This window comes from Symbioplanes lichenis, from assembly GCF_030709675.1.
In the GTDB taxonomy this organism is placed as follows: Bacteria; Actinomycetota; Actinomycetes; order Mycobacteriales; family Micromonosporaceae; genus Actinoplanes; species Actinoplanes lichenis.
Genome location: NZ_JAUZQD010000016.1, coordinates 134,378 through 155,606, shown reverse-complemented (window position 1 = coordinate 155,606; position 21,229 = coordinate 134,378). Strand labels below are relative to the sequence as shown.

Below are 21,229 nucleotides of genomic sequence, written 5' to 3'. Positions count from 1 at the left end.
GTCGCCTCCTTCCCCGAGGGGCGACCGGCCATCCCCGTGTCACGAGGACTGGTTCGACAGGTCCGCGACGGCCGTGGCGGGGTCGCCGTCCGTGGCGTTCTTCAAGGCCGGGAGCAGGACGTCGAGCGCGTACAGCAGGGCGTTGGGTCCGCTGTAGGCCAGCGCGCCGGACAGCGGGGTCTCGAAGGACGTGTAGATCGTGCGGTCCTCGCCGACGACCTTGAGGCGGCTGAAGGCGGGGGAGGTGAGCATGTCCTTCTTGGTGGCGCCGTTGACGAAGAGGACGTCCTTGTCGAGGACGTCGAGGCGCTCCTCGCTGATGCCGTCCTTCTCGGTCTGGGCGCCGAAGCCGAGCGCGTCGAAGAGAGCGCGGCGGGGGTCACCCTTGGCCAGGATCCAGTGCTCGCCCTTCTCCGGGCCGAAGTCGGCGACGAGGGTCTTGCCGGCGAACTGCGGGTTGGCCTTCTTCGCCTCCTCGACCTTGGCGTTGACCTTGTCGACCAGCGCCTGGGCCTCGGTGCTCTTGCCCAGTGCCTTGCCGATCGTGAGGGTCTGCACGTCCCAGGGTGTCTCCTCGTCCTTGTAGTCGGCGGACTGGATCACCGTCGGGGCGATCTGGGAGAGCTTGTCGTACGTCTCCTTGTTGATCGTCTCGTAGACGGCCAGGATCAGGTCGGGCTGCTGCTTGATGATGGCCTCGTAGTTGATCTCGGCCGAGAAGGTGGGCAGCTCCTTGCCGCCGAGGGCGTCCTTGACCCAGGGGTAGGTCGGGTACTCGGTGAACCACTCGCGCGTGGCGACCGGCACGACGCCGAGAGCCAGCGTCGGGTCCTGGTCGTTCCAGCCGACCGTGACGACCCGGGTGGGCTGCTTCTCGATGGTCGTGGAGCCGAACTTGTGCTCGATGGACACCGGGAAGGCGGCGGTCGTCGAGCCGGACGCCGCGGGCGCCTCCGGTGAGTCGGACGCGCAGGCCGAGGTGGTGACGGCCAGCGCCCCGGCGACGGCCGCGGCGAGAAGGCTCCGGCGGGACAGGGAGGACATATAGGACTCCTGAGGGGTATGGCGGGCGCGCAAGTTAGGTTAGGCTACCTTTGCCTTCGCGGCGGCCGAAAGCGGCCGTCACAAGCGGCGGACTCCCAGAGAGATGAGGACCATGCAGCGCACCCTGCTCGGCGGCAAGATCCACCGCGCCACCGTCACCCAGGCCGACCTGCACTACGTCGGGTCGATCACCATCGACAAGACCCTCATGGACGCCGCCGACCTCGTCGAGGGCGAGCAGGTCCAGGTGGTCGACATCGACAACGGCGCCCGCCTGGTGACCTATGTCATCGAGGGCGCGCCCGGCTCCGGCGTGATCGGCATCAACGGGGCCGCCGCCCGCCTCATCTCGGTCGGCGACCTGGTCATCATCATGTCGTTCAAGCAGGTCGAGGAGTCCGAGCGCGGCGAGTACGCACCCCGCGTCGCGCACGTCAACGAGCGCAACGAGCTCGTCGAGATTGGCGACGACCCGAGCGCCCCGGTGCCCGGCGCCGACGACCAGATCTCCAGCAAGGTCCTGGTCCACTGACCGCTCCGAAGCTGACGGTCTGCCGGGACTGCTGCTGCGGCGACGCGGGCAAGCATCCCGGCACCGACCACGACGCCCAGCTCGCCGCGTTCCGGCAGACCCCGCATCGCGTACGCGTGAGCGACTGCCTCAAAGTGTGTGAGCGATCCAACGTCGTCGTCGTCCACCCGGCGCCCGCCGTGCGCCGGGCCGGCACCCGCGTCGTCCATCTCGGCGACATCCTCGACGAAAGCCTGGTCAGCGCCGTGGTGACGTGGCTCGATGCGGGCGGCCCGGGGGTCGCGCCGCCACCGGCTGTCCTCGTGGACAGAATTTTCGATCCGGCCGACTACGCCTGAAGAAGGTCTGTCCTTTGTGATCCGGACTATGCTCATCGCGCGACGATCGAGACGTGACACACGACACGAAGGAAGCGCACGTGGCAGAGGGTCCGGCCGCCGGCGGCGGCGAGCGTGACAATCCCAAGCTCGACACGACTGTTCCGCAGACCGCGCGGATCTGGAACTACCTGCTCGGCGGCAAGGACAACTTCGCCGCGGACCGCGAGGTCGGCGACCAGATCATCGAGAACCTCCCGCAGCTCGCCGAGAACGCGAAGCTGTCCCGGGCCTATCTCGCGCGGGCGGCGCGCTATCTGGCCGGCGAGGCGGGGATCCGCCAGTTCCTCGACATCGGCACGGGCCTGCCCACCGCGGACAACACGCACGAGGTCGCCCAGTCGGTGGCCCCGGAGGCGCGCATCGTCTATGTCGACAACGACCCGCTGGTGCTCGCGCACGCCCGCGCGCTGCTGACCACCAGCGCGCAGGGCGCCACGGCCTACATCGACGCGGACATCCGGGACAGCAAGAAGATTCTTGAGGAAGCGCGCCGGACCCTCGATCTGACGCAGCCGGTGGCCCTGTTCCTCATGGGCATTCTCGGCCACGTCGAGTCCGACGACGAGGCCCGGCAGATCATCCGCTCGTTCGTCGACGAGCTGCCCTCCGGCAGCTATGTCGCCCTGTACGACGGCAGCGACACCAGCCCCGACAACACCGAAGCCGTCCGCATCTGGAACATCTCCGCCAACCCGAAGTACCACCTGCGCACGCCAGAGCAGTTCGCGGCGTTGTTCGAGGGCTTGGAGATCGTGGAGCCGGGCATCGTCTCGGTGGTCCACTGGAAGCCGGAGCCGGGCGCGGAGAAAGCCGATGAGATCCCCCAGTACGCCGTCGTTGCCCGCAAGCCGTAACCAGCGGGCCCTGGCCGTGAGCGCACCGGACCAGAACGGCGGTCCCACGGTCCGCCGGCTCCAGCTCGGGGCCCGGCTGCGCAGCCTGCGCCTGGCCGCGGGGATCACCCGCGACCGGGCCGGCTACGAGATCCGGGGCTCCGAGTCGAAGATCAGCCGGATGGAGCTGGGCCGCGTCGCGTTCAAGGAGCGCGACGTCACCGACCTGCTCCGGCTCTACGGCGTCACGGACCAGGGGGAGCACGAGCGGCTGCTCGCCCTGGCCCGCGAGGCGAATTCCCCCGGCTGGTGGCACTCGTACGGGGACGTGCTCACCACGTGGTTCCAGAACTACCTGGACCTCGAGCAGGCGGCCGAGCTCATCCGCACGTACGAGATCCAGTTCGTGCCGGGCCTGCTGCAGACCGACGCGTATGCCCGGGCCGTGATCATGCTCGGACACGGCACCGCGTCCGCCGAGGAGATCGACCGGCGCGCGGATCTGCGCATGGCGCGCAAGCAACTGCTCCGCCGGGAGAACTCGCCCCGGTTGTGGGCGGTGATCGACGAGGCCGTGCTGCGGCGCCCGATCGGCGGCATGGAGGTGCTGCGCGAGCAGATCGAGTACCTGCTCGAGGCGTCGACCCACCGCAACGTACGCCTGCAGGTCATCCCCTTCGCGTCCGGCGGCCACGCGGCGGCGGGCGGGGCGTTCAGCATCCTCCGCTTCGCCCACCAGAACCTGCCCGACGTCGTCTACATCGAACACTTGACCAGCGGCCTTTACCTGGACAAGCGCGACGACGTCGATCACTATGCCGCCGCGATGGGCCGGCTGGTCATCGAGGCCGAGCCGCCCGACCGCACGCAGGAGATCTTGCGCGACATTCTCCGGGAGTTGAAGGCGGGCTGATCAAAACCGGTACGCAGCTGCGTACTGGTCCGGTCCCGGCCGGCGCGGCACAGTGGTGTCGCTGGGCGTGCCGGGGAGGGTGGCGCCCACGACCGGTCCCGCTCCGCCCCGGCCGCGAGGCCGACCGCCGCGCCGATCTGCGAATCGCGCGCGGCGGGGCCGGGGCGGGCGGCTCGGCCGGGCCCGCGCGCAGCCGACAGCGCGGGCCGCGAAACGCCGCGCCGACAGGAGCAGAGCGTCAGGCCGGCCGCGGATAGCTGGTCAGATAGCCGCCCATGGTGCGGAAATAGTCTTGGGCGGCCCGCTCCACGCCGTCCTCGGTGCGGACGGTCTGGATGAGCAGCGCCTTGCTGCGCCCCCGCCGAGCCTCGGCCCCGGCGACCACGGCCACACCGTCGCCCTCGCGATAGAAGATGCGCCCGGGCGTCCCGCCATAGATCGCCTCCGACACCCGCGCCCGGACGATCTCCAGCCGTTGTCCCTTGTGGAAGCAGAAGGCCTGCGGATAGGGCGCCGACTGCGCGCGGACCAGCCGGGACAGCTCCTCGGCGGTCCAGGTCCAGTCGATGCGGATGTCCTCCTCAGCACGCTTGTGGAAGAAGCTGGCCTTCGACCGGTCCTGCGGCGGGAAGTCGCGGCGGCCCGTCGCCAGCTCGGCGAGGCCGTCGACCGTGATCGGGCCGAACAGCTCGAGCGTCTTGTGAAACAGGTCGGTCGTCGTGTCCGATGGGCCGACCGGGACGGCGCGCTGGAGGACGATCGGTCCCGCGTCCAGCGTGTCGTCCATGAGGTGCGCGGTGACGCCGACTTCCGGTTCGTCGTTGAGCAGAGCCCAGATCAAGGGCGAGAATCCCGCGTACGCCGGGAGCAGCGCATCATGCACGTTCAGCGTCCCGAACGGCGGCAGCGAGAAGACGCGGGGCGGGATCCACGTGCGCCAGTTCGTGGCGACGAGCACGTCCGGGGCGGCCTGCTTCAGCGCGTCGTAGAGCTCGTCGTCGTCGGCGCGCTCGCGAATGAGCACCGGCACGCCGGCCTCGCGGGCGAGGTCCTCGACCGAGTCGGCCCAGACTTTCTCGTAGGCGCCCTCGCCCCGGGGATGGGTCACCACGGTCACGACGTCGTGTTCGGACTCCAAAAGAGCCTGCAGGGTCCGGTGCCCCCACGTCTGAAAGCCGAACATGACGACTCGCATGAATGTTTCTCCCTCATCCGTGGGTGCAAGACCTTAGGTTAGGCTAACCGAAATCTGGGGCCAGGTCGGCCCCGCGTTGGAGGGAACGGACATGTCTGAACCTGAGCTCGACGTCGTGGGGATCGGCTTCGGCCCGTCCAATCTGGCCATGGCGATCGCCGTGTCGGAGCACAACGACTCGGGCGGCTCTCCGGTCTCCGCGCGGTTCCTCGAACGGCAGGCGACCTTCGGCTGGCATCGCGGCATGCTGCTGGACGACGCGACGATGCAGGTCTCGTTCCTCAAGGACCTGGTCACGCTCCGGAACCCGACCAGCGAGTTCAGCTTCCTGCGCTACCTGCACGACCGGGGGCGGCTGATCGACTTCATCAACCACAAGAACCTGTTCCCGCTGCGCGCCGAGTTCCACGACTACTTCGTGTGGGCCGCCGGGCAGGTCGCCGACCAGGTCACGTACGGCTCGGAGGTGCTCTCGGTCACGCCGGTGTGCGCCGACGGGGGCGACGTCACGGCAGTCGATGTGCTGGCCCGCGAGGGGGAGCGGCTGACGACGCTGCGCGCCCGGAATCTGGTCATCGGCACCGGCCTGCGCCCGCGGCTGCCCGAGGGCGTGACCGCCTCGGACCGGGTCTGGCACACCAGTGACCTGCTGCACCGGCTGCCCGGGATCCGGGGCACCCGGCCGCGCCGCTTCGTCGTCGTGGGCGCCGGGCAGAGCGCCGCGGAGGCGGTCGCCACGCTGCACACGGAGTTCCCCGAGGCCGAGGTGTGTGCGGTCTTCTCCCGGTACGGCTACTCGCCCGCCGACGACAGCAGCTTCGCCAACCGCATCTTCGACCCGGCCGCCGTCGACGAGTTCTACACGGCGCCGGAGCCGGTGAAGCAGCAGCTCATGGACTATCACGGCAACACGAACTACTCCGTGGTGGACATCGACCTCATCAACGACCTGTACCGCCGGGCGTACCAGGAGAAGGTCCTCGGCCGGGAGCGGCTGCGCATGCTGAACGTCTCCCGGATGACCCAGGTGACCGACGGCCCGGACGGCGTGGTGGCGGCCGTGCACTCGCTGGTCACCGGCGAGGTGACCATGCTCGAGGCGGACGTGGTCGTGTGCGCGACCGGCTATCACCAGGCCGACCCGTTCACGATCCTCGGCGACGTCGGCGAGCTGTGCCGGCGCGACGAGCAGGGCCGGCCGCGGGTCGAGCGCGACTACCGGATCACCGCCGACCCGGCCCTGCGGGCGGGCATCTATCTGCAGGGCGGCACCGAGCACACGCACGGCATCACGTCGGCGCTGTTGTCCAACACGGCCATCCGGGTGGGCGAGATTCTCGACTCGGTCGTCTCGCGCCGGACGGCCCCCTCGCTCATTCCCGCGTGACACCGATCACGAAACTTTTTGCGGCCCGGGTCGGTGTCCGGGCCGCTTTTCGGGGCTTCGGCGGGTGGTGGGGCGGAGGATCTGCGGTCCGGCCCTTAATGATCAAGTAGGGGTGTTACCTGCACTTTCCCGCAACTCTGGGGGGTGTACCCACACCGTTCGCCCACTGTCGGCTCATCCGTTCGTCCGAACTCAGCGCATGATCGTTGTCACCATCGGTCACGAGGAGGAAACTTCGTGCTCGCGTTGATCCCCTCCCCCTCGACGCTGAGGACGTGACATGACCAGCCCCCAGCAACCAGTCCAGGCGCATGCCCGGAAGAGAAGCCCACTCCCGTGGATCCTTCTCGCTGTCTTCGTCGTGGCCGCCGGCGTGGTCCTCGGGCCCCGCCTGCTCGGCGGCGACCAGGAAGTCTCGGCCGCGCCGGTCGCGGAGTCCACTGCGGACCCCATGGCCGACGCCGCCAACAAGTGTGACCCCGACCGCAAGGGCACCAAGCTGTCCGACAACAACAGCAAGCTCACCGTGAGCGGCGCCGGCGAGGAGAAGTCCTCGGCCGGCATCTCCGCGGACGCGCTGACCTGCATCCTGGACACGCTCCAGGTGCCCGGGGCGCTCAGCTCCCGGATCCACAAGACGGTCGGCGCCGACGGTGACCTGCAGGGCAGCTGGCCCGGCTACAAGGTCACCTGGAAGAACAACGCCGCGGACGGGATCGATCTGATCGTCGTCCGCGACGAGGAGTAAGACCACAGCTCACAGCGTCAGCGACGCTGTCAGACGCGGATCGTCGAGGGCGTGCGCGGCAACGACCGTGTACGCCCCCGGCACCGTGTGCCACCCCGCGTCCCAGATCTGCCACGTCCGCGCGGGCAACGGGATCCGCACGGTCACCGTCTCACCCGGATGCGCCGCCACCGCCGCGAAGCCGGCCAGCCACCGTTGCGGGCGTTCCGGCAGCATCCCGTGCGGGCCGACGCCGACCGGCGCTTCGCCGGCCGGGGCCACGTACACCTGCACGACCTCGCGCCCGAAGCGCGCGCCCGCGTTCCGCAGCGTGACCACCGCCTCCGTCGCGGTCGCCACCAGCGACTCGTAGTGCCAGCTCGTGTAGCCCAGCCCGTGCCCGAAGGCGTAGAGCGGCGCCGTGCCGGCCCGGTCCCACGCCCGGTAGCCCAGGAACACATCCTCGTCGTAGCTCAGCCCGCCGTCACGCGGCCGCACCTCGAGGATCGGGCAGTCCTGCTCGCGCCGCGGCCACGTCGTCGGCAACCGCCCGCCCGGCTCCTCGCTGCCGAGCAGCACGTCGGCCAGCGCCAGCCCCGCGTCCTGCCCCGGGAACCAGGTGAGAAGAATCGCCGCGACGTCGTGGGCCCAGGGCAGCAGCACCGGCGAGCCCGCGTTGACCACGACCACCGTGCGGGGATTCGCGGCCGCCACCCGTACGACCAGCTCGTCCTGCCGGCCCGGCAGCGAGAGTGACGTGCGGTCGAAGCCCTCCGACTCGACCTGCTCGGTCGTGCCCACGACCACGATCGCGACGTCCGCCTCGCGCGCCGCCTCCACCGCCTCGGCCAGCAGGCCCTCGGCCGACACGCCGGGCGGCTGGTGGCCCAGCGTCGTGGCGATCGTGTGCCCCATCCCCGGCTGCAGGGTCTGCCGCAGCTTGACTTCCACGGGTACGCCTCCCGTCAGCGCGACGGTCACGCGGTGCTCGCGCGGCGCCAGCAGCAGGTCCGCCCGTCCCGTGCCGGCCGGGTGCAGCGTGCCGATCGGGAGAGTTTCGTCACCGACCCGCAGCTCGAACGTCCCGAACCCCGACACCGCGAACGTGTGCTCGCCGTCCTCCAACGGTGTGAACGTGGTCACCAGCTCGATGCCGGTCACCGCCGCCGGGTCGGTGCCGCCCGGCAGGTTGCCGATCCACCGCACCGCCGCGGCCGGCACCTCGAACGTGTGGTCCGCCCCGAGGAGCGTCACCGTGGTGGGCACGGCGAGAGCGGGCAAAAACGGTCGAGGGTCCGCGCCGACCGCGTGCACCACGTCGACCCCGGGCAGCGCCCGCACGAGCCCCTCCCACGGGGACACGACGTGCGGCGGAGTCACCTGGGCGCTGCCGCCGCCGAGTACGCGCGCGTCGGTGGCCAGCGCGCCGATCACCGCCACGCGGGTCAGGGCGGCGGGCTCGAGGGGGAGCGTGAAGTGCTCGTTCCGGGCGAGGACGAAGGACCTCGACGCCAGTTCGCGCGGCAGCTCGGATCCGCTCACCTCCGCCGCGGGCCTTTCCTCGCCGAGCGCGCCGACCCGGGCCGCCAGGCGCAGCACCCGGCGTACCTTGTCGTCGATCAGCTCCTCCGGCACCGCGCCGGACCGGACCGCACTGACCAGTTTCGGTCCCCAGGGGTTCTCCAGGGCCGGCATCGCGATGTCGAGGCCGCCGAGCGCCGCGCCGACCGTGTCCCGGGCCGCGCGCCAGTCGGAGACGACCACCCCGTCGAAGCCCCACTCGTCCTTGAGCACGTCCTGCTGCAGGGGCCCATTCGAAGCCATCGGCAGGCCGTTGACCCCGTTGTACGCACTCATCACGCCCCAGCCGCCCGCCGCCACGACTCGCTCGAAGGGCGCCAGATAGACCTCGCGCAGCGCCCGCTCGCCGATCCGCACGTCGACGGTCATGCGCTCGGTCTCGAAGTCGTTGCCGACCAGATGCTTGACCGTCGTGCCCACGCCCTGCTCCTGCACGCCGGTCACGAACCCGGCGGCGAGCTCGCCCGACAGCAGAGGATCCTCCGAGTAGCACTCGAAGTGCCGCCCGCCCAGCGGCGTGCGCTGCAGGTTGACCGTCGGCCCGAGCAGCACGTGCACGCCCTTGCGCCGCGACTCGAGCCCGAGCAGCCGGCCGGCCTCCCGGGCCAGCTCGACGTCCCAGGTGGCGGCCAGCGCCGTCGGGCTCGGCAGCGCCACGGACGGATCCTCCGGCGCCCAGCCCGTGCCGCGTACGCCGACCGGGCCGTCCGACATCACGAGCGACCGCAACCCGATCCGCGGCAGGGCGGGCAGCGACCAGAAGTCCTGGCCGGTGAGAAGGGACACCTTCTCCTCCAGCGACAACAGCCCGACGAGGTCCCCAGGGTCAGTCATCCCCTGAGCTTAGGATCTTGGGGGTGACCTCTGAACGTCTGACCGCCGCCCGGCAGCGCCTCGACCGAGCCACCCGCCGGGCCCAGGCCGACGGCCGCGTCCCCGCGCTGTCGGTCGCCGTGCACCGAGCCGACCGCGACCCGTGGACCCTCACCGTCGGCGAGTCCGGCACCGGCCATCCCCTCGACGCCGGCAGCCGCTTCCGCATCGGCTCGGTCACCAAGACGTTCACCGCCGTCCTCGTCCTGCAGGCCCGCGACGAGGGCCTGCTCGACCTCGACGACCCGATCGCCGCCCACCTCGACGTGCCCGCCCACGGCACCGCCACCGTCCGCCGGCTGCTCTCGCACACCGCCGGCTATCAGCGCGAGCCGCACGGCGACGTCTGGGACACCCTCGTCACCCCGGACGACCGGCAGCTCCTCGCCGAGCTCGACCGGGCCGAGCGGGTCCTGCCCGACGGGCGCCGCTTCCACTACTCCAACCTCGGGCTCGCCGTGCTGGGCCAGCTCGTCGCCCGGCTCCGCGGCGGCACGTGGGCCTCGGTCCTCCAGGAGCGCATCCTCGACCCGCTCGGCCTCACCGAGACCACCGTCGACCCCACCGAGCGGGCGGTCACCGGCTGGCTCGTCGACGCGTACTCCGACGCCGCCCGCCCCGAGCCTCCCTTCGACATGCGCGGCGCCGGCCCCGCCGCCCAGCTCTGGAGCACCGCCCGCGACATGGCCCGCTGGGCCGCCTTCCTCGCCTCCCCGGAGCTCGTCGACCCCGGCGCCCGGGTCCTCGCCCCCGCCACCCTCGACGAGATGCGCTGGCCCCTGACCACCCGCGACGAGACCGTCTGGGCGAGCGGCTTCGGCCTCGGCCTCATCCTCGTCCCGCAAGGCCGGCGCATCGTGCACGTCGGCCACGACGGCGCCATGCCCGGCTTCCTCGCCGGCGTCTACGGCCGCCGCGGCGGCGACGGCAACCCCGGCGCCCTCGGCGCGGCGGTCCTCGGCTCCTCCGGGACGGCCGGCGAGATCAACGCCCTGGTGCACGAGCTGCTGCAGGCCAGCGTCGAGGACGACCCCGCCGACATCGTGCCGTGGCGGCCCGGGCGGCCCGCCCCCGCTCTCTACCGGTCCGTCCTCGGGCCCTGGTGGGGCGAGGGCTTCCCGCACATCTTCAGCTGGCACGACGGCGCGCTGCAGGCCCGCGGCGCGGAGGCCCCGGCGGACCTCCCGCCCTCGGTCTTCCGCCCGCTCCCCGACAACCCCGACATCCTCCGTACGGTCTCCGGCCGCGAGACCGGTGAACTGCTGCGCCTGACCCGCGACCCGTCGGGCGAGGTGGTCCGGATGCACTGGGCCACATATCGCTTCACGCGTCGTCAGGAAGGCTTCGACGGCGTCTGGGTCTCCGAGGGGGCTTGAAGCTCCGGTACCCGGGCGAGACCTCGTCCGCGTCTCCCGCGTCCGGGTTCGAGCAGTACCTCACCGTGACCTTCCGGCCGCCGAAACGGGCGGTAATGGCCTCGGCGGGGGCGGCCCGGAGCGGATACGATGGCACGACCTCAGGCACGCCGCCGACCAGCGGCGGGGACTAAGACGACTAAGACAGAGAGCAGGTGGCACAGGCCTCACGGCCGCCCCTATGACCGGCACCGACCACAGCAGCGCTGGCGCTCGGGTGCAGACCAGGATCTCGGTCGCCGACCCGAAGATCATGGTCAACCTGCTCGGCCCCAAGGACGAGATCCTGCGGCTCGTCGAGCGAACCCTGGCCAGCGACGTGCACGTACGCGGCAATGAGATCACCATCACCGGCGCGCCCGCGGACAACGCCACCGCGGAGCGGCTCTTCTCGGAGCTCATCGAGCTGATCGAGAAGGGCGAGACCCTGAGCGTGGACGCCGTGCGGCGCACCGTCGCCATGCTCGAGCAGAACACCGCCGAGCGCCCGGCCGAGGTGCTCACCCTCAACATCCTGTCCCGTCGCGGGCGCACCATCCGCCCCAAGACGCTGGGCCAGAAGCACTACGTCGACGCCATCGACGAGAACACGATCGTCTTCGGCATCGGCCCCGCCGGCACCGGCAAGACCTACCTGGCCATGGCCAAGGCCGTGCAGGCGTTGCAGGCCAAGCAGGTCAACCGCATCATTCTCACCCGTCCCGCGGTCGAGGCGGGCGAGCGGCTCGGCTTCCTCCCGGGCACGCTCAACGAGAAGATCGACCCCTACCTGCGCCCGCTCTACGACGCGCTGCACGACATGCTCGACCCCGAGACGATCCCGCGCCTCATGCAGGCCGGCACGATCGAGGTCGCGCCCCTGGCCTACATGCGCGGCCGGGCGCAGCCCGTCGATTCCCCGGTCCTGACGCCGGATGGCTGGCGGGCCATCGGCGAGCTGCGTGTGGGCGACCTCGTCGTGGGCTCGGACGGTCTGCCCACCCCGGTGCTGGGCGTCTATCCGCAGGGCGTCAAGGACGTCTACCGGCTGACGACTCAGGACGGGGCTTCGACACTGGCCTGCGGCGAGCACCTCTGGACCGTGCGCACCCCGGACGATCGGAGCCACGGCCGCCCGGCGCGGACTCTGGAGACCCGGGAGATGATCGGCAACGTGCGTCGCGGCCACGTTCACCGGTACGAACTGCCACTGGTCGACGCGGTCGAGTTCGTGTCGCAGGACGTGCCGATGGATCCGTACGCGCTGGGTCTGCTCCTCGGCGACGGCTGCTTGACGACCAGCACCACGCCGGCGTTCGCCACCGCGGACCCGGAGCTGGCCAAGGCGCTCGAGGCCGCGTTGCCCGGGATCGAAGTCCGGCACAAGGGCGGGGTCGACTACGTCCTGCGCAACAGGGCGGGCGGGCGTGGTGGTGTGATCGTCACCAACCCGGTGACGCTGACGCTGCGGAAGCTCGGCTTGGCGGGCAGCCGGTCCGAGACCAAGTTCGTGCCCGAGGCGTACAGGTTGAACAGCGCGGCCGTACGTCTGGCCGTGCTGCAGGGCCTGCTTGACAGTGACGGCGGACCCGTGACCCAGCGTGGGCGCACCTGCCGCATCCAGTACGTAACGTGTTCGGCGCAGCTGCGGGACGACGTGGTGTTCCTGGTCCGATCGCTGGGCGGCGTCGCCTACTGGCGGTCGCGTCCGGCGGAGGGCCGCAAGCCCGGGTTCGCCGCCGGCCGGCCGGTGCCTCACCGTCACGATGCCTATGTGCTGGACATCCGTCTCCCGGCGGGGGTGCAGCCGTTCCGGCTCGGGCGCAAGCGGGCCGCCTATGACGCCATCGGCGGCGGACGGCCGATGCGCTTCATCGAATCGATCGAGCCGGCGGGGCAGGCGGAGACCGTCTGCATCTCGGTGGCCGCAGCCGACTCGCTCTACGTCACGAACGACATGATCGTCACCCACAACACGCTCAACGACGCGTTCATCATTCTGGACGAGGCGCAGAACACCACGCCCGAGCAGATGAAGATGTTCCTGACCCGGCTCGGGTTCGGGGCCAAGATCGTGGTGACGGGCGACATCACCCAGGTCGACCTGCCCGGCGGGACGACCAGCGGGCTGCGGCTCGTGCGGGAGATCCTGCGCAATGTCGACGACGTGCACTTCGCCGAGCTGTCGTCGACCGACGTGGTGCGGCACCGGCTGGTGGCGGAGATCGTCGACGCCTACGCGCGCTTCGACGCCGACCGGGAAGAGGCCGGGCAGCAGGGCGTGCGGGCCGTGCCCGGGCGGAAGGCCAGCGGTGGACGGCCCGACCGGCGCCGCTGACATCTGTCACCAAATCTGATTCAGCTGTCACAAAACCCGGACCGGGGCTCGCCCGGTCCGGGGGCGTTCGTCAGAATTGCACAGAGGCACACTGACATCTGCCGCCGCCGGGCGTCCCGTCCGGCGCCACTGATCCGGAAGCTGGGGTTGAGCACCACATGTCCATCGAGATCGGCAACGAGTCGGGAGTCGAGGTCGACACCGACGCGATTCTCGCGGTGGCCCGGCACGCACTCGATGAGATGGGGGTCAACCCGCTCGCCGAGCTGTCGATCCTGCTCATCGACATCGACTACATGGCCGAGCTCAACCATCGGTGGATGGGCAGCGAGGGCCCCACCGACGTCCTCGCCTTCCCGATGGACGAGGGCAGCGTCGACCACGGGCCGGGCGAGGCCGGCGCCGGCGAGCCCGCGCTGCTGGGCGACATCGTGCTCGCGCCGGAGGTGGCCGCCAAGCAGGCCGTCGCCGCCGGGCACACCGCCGCGGACGAGCTGCACCTGCTGACCGTGCACGGCGTGCTGCACCTGCTCGGCTACGACCACGCCGAGCCCGAGGAGGAGCGCGAGATGTTCGGGCTCCAGGCGCGGCTCCTGCAGAGCTGGCGCTCCGGGCGGCGGGCCGGCTGAGCCGATGGAGCGATCATGGGCCGTGCTCGCCGAGGGGGCGAGCGCGGCCGCGCCTGCCGGGCTGCCGGATCTGCAACTGATCGGGGCGGCTGTCGTCCTGGTGTTCCTGGCCGGTCTGGCCTCGATGACCGACGCGGCCCTGGCCACGGTCTCGCCCGCGCGGGCCGCCGAGATGGAGCGGGAGGGGCAGCGGGGAGCCGCCGCGCTGACCGCGGTCGCCGCTGACGTCGTACGTCATCTGAATCTGCTGTTGCTCCTGCGCCTGCTGTGCGAGCTGACCGCGACCACGCTGGTGGCGCTGGTGGCGGTCGACAGCTGGGGCGTGGGCTGGCGCTCGGCGCTGGTCACGGCCGGGGCGATGACCGTGGTGAGCTTCGTCGTGGTCGGCGTGGCGCCGCGCACGGTGGGGCGCCAGCACGCCTATGCCGTCGGCCGCGCGACCGCCCCGCTCGTGCGCTGGATCGGCCGCGTCCTCAACCCGCTCGCCTCGCTGCTGATCCTGATCGGCAACGCGGTGACGCCGGGCAAGGGGTTCCCCGAGGGCCCGTTCGGCAGCCAGGTGGAGCTGCGCGAGCTCGTGGACCTCGCCGAGCAGCGCGGCGTCGTGGAGCACGGTGAGCGGGAGATGATCCACTCGGTCTTCGCGCTCGGCGACACGATCGCCCGCGAGGTGATGGTGCCGCGCACCGAGATGGTGTGGATCGAGGCGCCCAAGAGCCTGGAGCAGGCGCTCTTCCTCTTCCTGCGGTCGGGCTTCTCGCGCATCCCGGTGATCGGGGACAGCGTCGACGACGTGCTGGGCGTGCTCTATCTCAAGGACGTGATCCGGCGCACGCAGAACGGCGACCCGGCCGCGCCGGCGATGCCGGTGGCCGAGGTGATGCGCCCGGCGACGTTCGTGCCCGAGTCGAAGCCGGTCGACGACCTGTTGTCGGAGATGCAGGCGGCCCGCACCCACCTGGTGATCGTCGTCGACGAGTACGGTGGGACGGCCGGCCTGGTCACCATCGAGGACATCCTCGAGGAGATCGTCGGCGAGATCACCGACGAATACGACGTCGAGCGGCCCCCGATCGAGCATCTCGACGACGGCGCGGTGCGGGTGACCGCGCGGCTGCCGATCGAGGACCTGGGCGAGGTGTTCGGGGTCGAGCTGCCCGCCGACGAGGTCGAGACGGTCGGCGGCCTGCTCGCGCAGACGCTGGGCCGGGTGCCGATCCCGGGCGCCACGGTCGACGTGGGCGGCCTGCACCTGGTGGCCGAGGGCACGACCGGCCGCCGCAACCGCATCGACTCGGTGCTGGTGCGCCGGGCCGAGACCGAGCCGGCGGAGTCCACCGGCACCGAGAACACCCCCGAGACCGAGGAAAGACAGCACGCCGATGCCTGAGAAGACCATTCCGGACGCCACCGAGACCGAGCTGGGCGCCGAGGACGCGAAGCTGGTCACGCTGGCCCGCGGCGCGCGCGCCCGGGTGGGTGCGGCCGAGGGAGCATCGGTACGCGACCAGGACGGCCGCACGTACGCCGCGGCGACCGTCGCCCTGCCGAGCCTGCAGGTGACCGCCCTGCAGCTGGCCGTGGCCTCGGCCGTGGCGGCGGGGGCCCAGAGCCTCGAGGCGGCGGCGGTGGCCACGGCGGCGGAGACGCTCGACGGGGCCGGCCACGCGGCGGTGCGTGACCTGGGCGCCGGGGCCCCGATTTACGTGGCGGACCTGGACGGGACGCTCCGGGGCACGGTGACGGAGTGAGCGACTCGGGCGAGCGGCGGTCCACTTCCGGCGAGCGGCGGTCCTCTTCCGGGGAGCGGCGGTCCTCTTCCGGTGAGCGGTCCTCCACCTCGGGGGAGCGGAGGTCTGTGCCGGACGAGCGGCGCCTCACGGCCGGGGAGCGGAACGAGCTGCGGCGGCGGGAGCGGCAGGCGGAGAAGCGACGGCAGGCGGCGGGCGAGACCCGTCAGCCCCGGCGCCCGGCGAGCGGCGCGGATGCCCGGAAGCCGGCGAGCGGCGCGGATGCCCGGAAGCCGGCGGGCGCGGCGGATGCCCGGAAGTTGGCGGGCGGGGCGGACACTCGGGCGGCGGCGGGCGAGGCTGGGCCGTCCGACAAATCCGGAAAGTCGGGCGGGCGGAAGCCTCGGCACTCGGCGGCGCAGCGGGCGGAGACGCGGGAGCGCGCCGGGCAGCCCGACGCGGCGGGGCCGGGGTCGGACAGGCCGGCTGGTCGGCGTACCGAGCAGAAGGTGCACCGGCACAAGGCGGCGTCGCGGCAGGAGGCTCGCGATGACGTATATCGCGCCGGGTTTGCCTGTTTTGTCGGGCGGCCGAACGCCGGCAAGTCGACGCTGACCAACGCGATCGTCGGGCAGAAGATCGCGATCACGTCGAACAAGCCGCAGACCACCCGGCACGTCATCCGGGGCGTGCTGCACCAGGAGAACGCCCAGCTCGTGCTGGTCGACACCCCGGGTCTGCACCGGCCGCGCACGCTGCTGGGGGAGCGGCTCAACGACCTCGTCCGCGAGACGTGGAGCGAGGTCGACGTGATCGGCGTCTGCTTCCCGGCGGACGAGCCGGTCGGCGCCGGGGACAGGTTCATCTCGACCGAGATCGCCGAGCTCAAGGCGACCGTCATCGCCGTGGTGACCAAGGTCGACCTGGTCGATCCGGCCACGCTCGCCGAGCGGCTGCTGGCGGTCAGCCGGCTGTACGACTTCGCGGAGATCGTGCCGGTCAGCGCGGTCTCCGGGCACCAGGTCGAGACGCTGGTCGACGTGATCGTCAAGCACCTGCCCGAGTCGCCACCGCTCTATCCCGACGACGTGCTGACCGAGGAGCCGGAGCAGGTGCTCATCGGCGAGCTGGTGCGCGAGGCGGCGCTCGAGGGCGTGCGCGACGAGCTGCCGCACTCGATCGCGGTGCTCGTGGAGGAGATGATTCCCGAGGGAAATCTGCTCAAGATCTACGCGAACGTGTACGTCGAACGGGACAGCCAGAAATCGATCGTCATCGGCACGCGGGGTTCGCGGCTGAAGGATGTGGGTATCAAGGCGCGGGCCGAGATCGAGGCTCTGCTCGGCCGCAAGGTCTACCTTGACCTGCACGTTCGTGTGGCCAAGGAGTGGCAGCGGGACCCGAAGCAGCTCCGGCGCCTCGGCTTCTGACGACTCTTTTCGCATGATGTGTGGGACGCTTCACACGATTTGCACAGTTTGGCGCGATTAGATAGCTCTTTACCCCATGCGGAATCGGTACCTCGACGTACTGCGCGCGGTCGCCATCGCCCGGGTGGTGATCTACCACTCGACCGGCTGGGCGGCGCTGACGATCGCCGTACCCGCGATGTCGGTGATGTTCGCCATGGCGGGCTCACTGATGGCGGCCTCGATCGACCGGTCGGGGCCGCTCGCCGTCGAGCGCCGCATGCGCCGCCTGTTGCCGTCGCTGTGGGCCATCGCCGGCATCGCCGTACCGATCATGCTGCTGACCGGGCTCGACTGGAACTGGCGGGTCTTCCTCTGGGCCATGCCGGTGCAGGACGCGCCCGTCAACGGCTGGGGTGCGATGGTGCTCAACGCCTCCTGGTACCTGCGGGACTTCCTCTGGTTCGTGCTGCTGTCCCCGCTGCTGCTGCCGGTCTTCCGCCGCTTCCCGCGGCTCGCCGTCGCCGTGCCCTACGCCGCCCTCGCGATCCTGGAGCTCGGCGACTTCACGGTGCATCCGATCCTGCACGACATGGCGCTCTACGGCGGCGCCTGGCTGCTCGGCTTCGCCCACCACGACGGCTTGCTGCGCAGGATCAACCGCAAGATCCTCGTCGGCGGTGCCGGGTTGCTCGCGGCGGTCGGCGCGGCCTGGTTCCTGACCCACCCCGGCCCCCGCGGGTACGACCTCAACGACATCCCGCTCGGCAACGCCCTCTGGTCGGCGGCCTTCATCCTGATCGCCCTGGGCTTCGCCCCGCTCGCCACCCGCGCCCGTTCGAACCGCCTCGTCACCGTTCTCAACGCGCGGGCGCTCACGATCTATCTGTGGCACGTCCCGATCATCGTGGGCGTCATGTGGTTCGCGGAGCGGCACGGCCTGCCGACCCGCGGCTGGGACGGCTTCAGCTGGCGCATTCCCGTGGTCGTCGGGCTGGTGGCCGTGGCGGTCATGCTCTTCGGCTGGGTGGAGGACTTCGCCGCCGGGCGCCCGCCACGGCTCTTCCCCGGCGGGCGGCCTCGCTCCGCGCCCGTGTCCCCGGCGCCGGCCCTGCCGCCCGTACCGGTGGCGGCCGCTCCCGGCCCGGGCGGCTCGTCCTCCGCCGCTTAGGGCCCGGTCATTCCCTCCGCCGCTTGATGCCCGGTAACCCCCTCCGCCGTTTGATGCCCGGCCGTCCCCTCCGCCGTTTGAGGGTTGGTCGTCCTCGCGTTGCCTCCGGACCGATTGTTTCGCTTGTCGCCGGGGCCGGCGTCACGGGCTGGTGACCACGCTGGCGTCGCCGCTGCTGGCCTTGAGGTCGAGCACGTTCGGGGCCGAAGGGTTGCTGACCAGGTCGGTGTTCAGCTCGTCGCCGTCATCGCTCCTCCGGGCGGGCCCGACGATCTTGTAGTCACCCACCGGCACGACGAGGTTGATGTCGCCGCTGCTGGCCCGGGCGGTCACCGAGGCGGGCTGCGCGAGACCGACCGAGATGTCCCCGGAGTCGACGGTCACCTTGACCGCTTTGCCGCCGGTCAACTCGTGGGCCATCACGTCACCCGACTTCGCCACGAGGGTGGTGCCGCCGCCGAGCGCGTTGGCCTGGATGCTGCCCGAGTCGGCCCGGGCGATCACGTCGCCCGGGATCTGGTCGAGCAGGATGTCGCCCGAGCCGGCCCGCACGTCGGCCGACCCGACCTTGCTCAAGGTGAGGTCGCCCGAGTCGAGACTGCCCTTGACCTTGACGCCGACCGGGGCGGTGATCTCGTACGAGACGGTGCAGTGATCCCCGCACGAGGTGCTGACGTCGAGCGTGCTGCCCGTGACATGGTGGGAGATCTCGGGGTCGCGACCGTCCGTGCGTACCGTCCGCTTGATCCGCGTCTCGGCCGCCGCGCCGGTCGTGATCGCGACGTCACCGCTGCTCCCGTCGATCACGATGTCGGTGATCTTCGCCTTCTCCGTGTCGTCGTAGGTCAGCTTCGCCCCGACCCCGGCCCCGCAGCCGGTGAGAACGGTGGCCGTGGCGGCGGCGGCCAGGGTGAGCGCCCCGGCCCGGCGGATCAGTCTCGCGGTCATACCCCGAACGCTATGAGCCCGGCCGGGGTGACACCACCGGACTCACCCCGGAGCCGACCCTGAGATCCGCCTCAGGGTTTGTCGTACCCAGGGGGCAGAATGTCGGGGTGCCCACCGGATCCGGATATCGACGCCAGCTCTACCGCGACGACGCGGTGGTGCTGCGCGGGCAGAAGCTGGGCGAGAGCGACCGGATCATCACGCTGCTGACCCGCAGGCACGGCCGGCTGCGCGCGGTGGCCCGGGGCGTCCGGCGGATCAACTCCCGCTTCGGCGCGCGGCTGGAGCCCTTCGGGCACATCGACCTGCAGCTCGCCGGCTCGCCCGAGGGCGTCGGCAGCAGCCTCCACTCGATCAGCCAGGTCGAGGGCGTCAACCTTTTCGGCAAGAAGTTCCTCGAGGACTATCCGCGCTACACGGCGGCGAGCGCGATCGCCGAGACCGCCGAGCGGCTGACGCCGGTGGAGCGCGAGCCGTCGCTGCGGCTGTTCCAACTGACGCTCGGGGCGCTCAAGGCGCTGTCCGTGGGGGAACACGCGACGAGCCTGGTGCTCGACGCCTACCTGCTGCGCGGCATGTCCTTCGCCGGCTGGGCCCCCGCCATCGCGGAGTGCGCGGTCTGCGGCGAGGCTGGCCCGCACGGCGCCTTCTCGGTGCCCGCCGGCGGCTCGGTCTGCCCCGACTGCCGCCCACCCGGCGCCGCCCATCCCGCCCCGGCGACCCTGGGCCTGATGTCAGCCCTGCTCGGCGGCGACTGGGGGGTCGCCGACGCCGCGGAGCCCCCGGTGCGCCGGGAGTGCAGCGGGCTGGTCGCCGCCCACCTGCAGTGGCACATGGAACGTAACCTTCGAGCGCTGCCGCTGGTCGATCGGCGGGAGTCCGGGCCGCCGGCCCGTGGCGCCGTTTCGCCTGCTGCGCCCGGCGCCGTTTCGCCTGCTGCGCCCGGCGCCGTTTCGCCTGCTGCGCCCGGCGCCGTTTCGCCCGCTGCTTCCGGTGCTGTGCCCTCCGGCGCGTCCGGTGATTTTCCGCCTGTGCTGCGCCCGCGTGGCGACTCGCCGCCCGTCCCCGACTTCCTCCGGGAGCCGCAGCCGTGACTTCGCCCCAGCCCATCCGACGGGAGTTCTCTCAGTGACACGTCCGCCCACTCCGCACATCTCCGGCGCCACGCCGCCCGCGCTGCCCAAGGACGCGATCCCGAAGCACGTCGCGATCGTCATGGACGGCAACGGGCGCTGGGCCAAGGAGCGCGGCCTGTCCCGCACCAAGGGACACGAGCAGGGCGAGCACTCGCTGTTCGACACGATCGAGGGCGCGCTCGAGCTCGGCATCCCGTACCTGTCGGCCTATGCCTTCTCCACCGAGAACTGGAAGCGCTCGCCGGAGGAGGTCCGCTTCCTGATGGGCTTCAACCGCGACGTCATCCGCCGCCGCCGGGACGAGCTCAACGACCTCGGCGTCCGCATCGTCTGGTCGGGCCGCGCGGGCCGCCTCTGGAAGAGCGTGATCAGCGAGCTCCAGACCGCCGAGGAGCTGTCGCGCGGCAACTCGAAGCTGACCCTGCAGTTCTGCGTCAACTACGGCGGCCAGGCCGAGATCGCCGACGCCGCCGCCGCGATCGCCCGCGACGTGGCCGCCGGCAAGCTCAAGGCGGACAAGGTCAACGAGAAGACCATCCAGCGCTACCTCTACCACCCCGAGGTGCCCGAGGTGGACATGTTCCTGCGGCCCTCCGGCGAGCAGCGCACCTCCAACTTCCTGCTGTGGCAGTCGGCCTACGCCGAGATGGTCTACCTCGACACCCTCTGGCCCGACTTCGACCGCCGCCACCTCTGGTACGCGTGCGAGCTCTACGCCCAGCGCGACCGCCGCTTCGGTGGCGCCCTCCCCAATCCGGTCGCCCCGGCGCCGGCCTCGTGACCGCGCCGGTCTCCCTCCGTGGCGCCGGCGCGGTGCTGATCCCGCGACGCGCTTTGGGTGGGGTCGCTCCGGTGCTCGCCTCGTGAGTGCTCGCCGTGCCGTCCGCCTTGACGGGCTCCGGCTCGGTGGGCGCGGCGGCGGGTCGGGCGCTTGGCGGGACGGCCTCGGCCTCGGCGGTCTTAGCCTCGGCGGCTTCGGCTTCGGCTTCGGCCTCGGCGGCTTCGGCTT

17 protein-coding genes and 3 pseudogenes are annotated in these 21,229 nt (G+C 71.3%); 16 read left to right on the top strand and 4 right to left on the bottom strand.

The window, feature by feature from the left end:
- Positions 1-39: 39 nt before the first annotated feature.
- A complete protein-coding gene (locus RAN62_RS33250; protein ID WP_305788794.1) occupies positions 40-1,044 on the bottom strand; it encodes an ABC transporter substrate-binding protein in 1,005 nt (334 codons plus the stop codon).
- Positions 1,045-1,156: 112 nt separating this feature from the next.
- Between RAN62_RS33250 and panD the strand changes: the two genes are divergently transcribed.
- The 4 genes from panD (at position 1,157) to RAN62_RS33230 (ending at position 3,702) form a co-directional block, all read left to right on the top strand.
- Entirely contained in the window at positions 1,157-1,576 is a 420-nt protein-coding gene (gene panD, locus RAN62_RS33245; RefSeq protein WP_305788793.1) for an aspartate 1-decarboxylase, read from the top strand.
- Between the two features lie 116 nt (positions 1,577-1,692).
- The gene (locus RAN62_RS33240; RefSeq protein WP_305788792.1) at positions 1,693-1,914 is read left to right on the top strand and encodes a hypothetical protein; all 222 of its coding nucleotides are present in this window, start codon (positions 1,693-1,695) and stop codon (positions 1,912-1,914) included.
- Positions 1,915-1,994: 80 nt separating this feature from the next.
- On the top strand, positions 1,995-2,810 hold the full coding sequence (locus tag RAN62_RS33235) for an SAM-dependent methyltransferase (RefSeq protein WP_305788791.1): 816 nt from the start codon (positions 1,995-1,997) through the stop codon (positions 2,808-2,810).
- Entirely contained in the window at positions 2,770-3,702 is a 933-nt protein-coding gene (locus RAN62_RS33230) for a Sco1979 family transcriptional regulator (RefSeq protein WP_305788790.1), read from the top strand. Before RAN62_RS33235 ends, RAN62_RS33230 begins: the two co-directional genes overlap by 41 nt.
- Positions 3,703-3,940: 238 nt before the next feature.
- On the opposite strand, the gene RAN62_RS33225 is transcribed toward RAN62_RS33230, so the two are convergent.
- Entirely contained in the window at positions 3,941-4,897 is a 957-nt protein-coding gene (locus RAN62_RS33225) for a methionyl-tRNA formyltransferase (protein ID WP_305788789.1), read from the bottom strand.
- A gap of 91 nt (positions 4,898-4,988) precedes the next feature.
- Between RAN62_RS33225 and RAN62_RS33220 the strand changes: the two genes are divergently transcribed.
- Positions 4,989-6,284, top strand: a complete 1,296-nt coding sequence (locus tag RAN62_RS33220; RefSeq protein ID WP_305788788.1) for a lysine N(6)-hydroxylase/L-ornithine N(5)-oxygenase family protein — start codon at positions 4,989-4,991, stop codon at positions 6,282-6,284.
- 280 nt (positions 6,285-6,564) lie between these two features.
- Complete coding sequence (locus tag RAN62_RS33215) at positions 6,565-7,032, top strand: hypothetical protein (RefSeq protein ID WP_305788787.1); 468 nt, start codon at positions 6,565-6,567, stop codon at positions 7,030-7,032.
- Between the two features lie 9 nt (positions 7,033-7,041).
- On the opposite strand, the gene RAN62_RS33210 is transcribed toward RAN62_RS33215, so the two are convergent.
- Positions 7,042-9,426: a glycoside hydrolase family 3 protein gene (locus tag RAN62_RS33210; protein WP_305788786.1), complete on the bottom strand. Its 2,385-nt coding sequence runs from the start codon at positions 9,424-9,426 to the stop codon at positions 7,042-7,044.
- Between the two features lie 38 nt (positions 9,427-9,464).
- Here RAN62_RS33210 and RAN62_RS33205 point away from each other — a divergent pair, with 38 nt between their 5' ends.
- From RAN62_RS33205 to RAN62_RS33165, 8 genes and pseudogenes are all read left to right on the top strand, one after another.
- Positions 9,465-10,841 carry a serine hydrolase domain-containing protein gene (locus RAN62_RS33205; protein ID WP_305788855.1) on the top strand — a complete coding sequence of 459 codons (1,377 nt, stop codon included), beginning with the start codon at positions 9,465-9,467 and terminating at the stop codon, positions 10,839-10,841.
- Between the two features lie 220 nt (positions 10,842-11,061).
- Positions 11,062-11,760 (top strand): annotated as a pseudogene (locus tag RAN62_RS33200) (PhoH family protein); the annotation flags it as partial.
- Positions 11,761-12,831: 1,071 nt separating this feature from the next.
- Positions 12,832-13,197 (top strand): annotated as a pseudogene (locus RAN62_RS33190) (PhoH family protein); the annotation flags it as partial.
- Positions 13,198-13,355: 158 nt separating this feature from the next.
- The gene (ybeY, locus tag RAN62_RS33185; RefSeq protein ID WP_305788785.1) at positions 13,356-13,826 is read left to right on the top strand and encodes an rRNA maturation RNase YbeY; all 471 of its coding nucleotides are present in this window, start codon (positions 13,356-13,358) and stop codon (positions 13,824-13,826) included.
- Positions 13,827-13,830: 4 nt separating this feature from the next.
- Positions 13,831-15,216 (top strand): hemolysin family protein, encoded by a 1,386-nt coding sequence (locus RAN62_RS33180; RefSeq protein ID WP_305788784.1) that lies wholly within the window; start codon positions 13,831-13,833, stop codon positions 15,214-15,216.
- Positions 15,209-15,577 carry a cytidine deaminase-like protein gene (locus RAN62_RS33175; RefSeq protein ID WP_305788783.1) on the top strand — a complete coding sequence of 123 codons (369 nt, stop codon included), beginning with the start codon at positions 15,209-15,211 and terminating at the stop codon, positions 15,575-15,577. The genes RAN62_RS33180 and RAN62_RS33175 overlap by 8 nt, the downstream gene beginning before the upstream one ends.
- A gap of 488 nt (positions 15,578-16,065) precedes the next feature.
- On the top strand, positions 16,066-16,986 hold the full coding sequence (gene era, locus RAN62_RS33170; RefSeq protein WP_305788782.1) for a GTPase Era: 921 nt from the start codon (positions 16,066-16,068) through the stop codon (positions 16,984-16,986).
- Between the two features lie 76 nt (positions 16,987-17,062).
- Entirely contained in the window at positions 17,063-18,136 is a 1,074-nt protein-coding gene (locus RAN62_RS33165; RefSeq protein ID WP_305788781.1) for an acyltransferase family protein, read from the top strand.
- Positions 18,137-18,277: 141 nt separating this feature from the next.
- On the opposite strand, the gene RAN62_RS33160 is transcribed toward RAN62_RS33165, so the two are convergent.
- Positions 18,278-19,084: a DUF4097 family beta strand repeat-containing protein gene (locus tag RAN62_RS33160; RefSeq protein ID WP_305788780.1), complete on the bottom strand. Its 807-nt coding sequence runs from the start codon at positions 19,082-19,084 to the stop codon at positions 18,278-18,280.
- A gap of 107 nt (positions 19,085-19,191) precedes the next feature.
- Here RAN62_RS33160 and recO point away from each other — a divergent pair.
- Positions 19,192-20,025, top strand: a pseudogene (gene recO, locus RAN62_RS33155) (DNA repair protein RecO); the annotation flags it as partial.
- 187 nt (positions 20,026-20,212) lie between these two features.
- Positions 20,213-21,001, top strand: a complete 789-nt coding sequence (locus RAN62_RS33150; protein ID WP_305788779.1) for an isoprenyl transferase — start codon at positions 20,213-20,215, stop codon at positions 20,999-21,001.
- Positions 21,002-21,229 lie beyond the last annotated feature (228 nt).

What these genes read in the sequence shown, in the direction of transcription:
- RAN62_RS33160 (WP_305788780.1), bottom strand. Translation starts at nt 19,084, where the DNA reads ATGACCGCGAGACTGATCCGCCGGGCCGGGGCGCTCACCCTGGCCGCC.
- ybeY (WP_305788785.1), top strand. Translation starts at nt 13,356, where the DNA reads ATGTCCATCGAGATCGGCAACGAGTCGGGAGTCGAGGTCGACACCGAC.
- RAN62_RS33230 (WP_305788790.1), top strand. Translation starts at nt 2,770, where the DNA reads ATGAGATCCCCCAGTACGCCGTCGTTGCCCGCAAGCCGTAACCAGCGG.
- panD (WP_305788793.1), top strand. Translation starts at nt 1,157, where the DNA reads ATGCAGCGCACCCTGCTCGGCGGCAAGATCCACCGCGCCACCGTCACC.
- RAN62_RS33165 (WP_305788781.1), top strand. Translation starts at nt 17,063, where the DNA reads ATGCGGAATCGGTACCTCGACGTACTGCGCGCGGTCGCCATCGCCCGG.
- RAN62_RS33250 (WP_305788794.1), bottom strand. Translation starts at nt 1,044, where the DNA reads ATGTCCTCCCTGTCCCGCCGGAGCCTTCTCGCCGCGGCCGTCGCCGGG.
- RAN62_RS33175 (WP_305788783.1), top strand. Translation starts at nt 15,209, where the DNA reads ATGCCTGAGAAGACCATTCCGGACGCCACCGAGACCGAGCTGGGCGCC.
- RAN62_RS33180 (WP_305788784.1), top strand. Translation starts at nt 13,831, where the DNA reads ATGGAGCGATCATGGGCCGTGCTCGCCGAGGGGGCGAGCGCGGCCGCG.
- RAN62_RS33215 (WP_305788787.1), top strand. Translation starts at nt 6,565, where the DNA reads ATGACCAGCCCCCAGCAACCAGTCCAGGCGCATGCCCGGAAGAGAAGC.
- RAN62_RS33210 (WP_305788786.1), bottom strand. Translation starts at nt 9,426, where the DNA reads ATGACTGACCCTGGGGACCTCGTCGGGCTGTTGTCGCTGGAGGAGAAG.
- RAN62_RS33220 (WP_305788788.1), top strand. Translation starts at nt 4,989, where the DNA reads ATGTCTGAACCTGAGCTCGACGTCGTGGGGATCGGCTTCGGCCCGTCC.
- RAN62_RS33225 (WP_305788789.1), bottom strand. Translation starts at nt 4,897, where the DNA reads ATGCGAGTCGTCATGTTCGGCTTTCAGACGTGGGGGCACCGGACCCTG.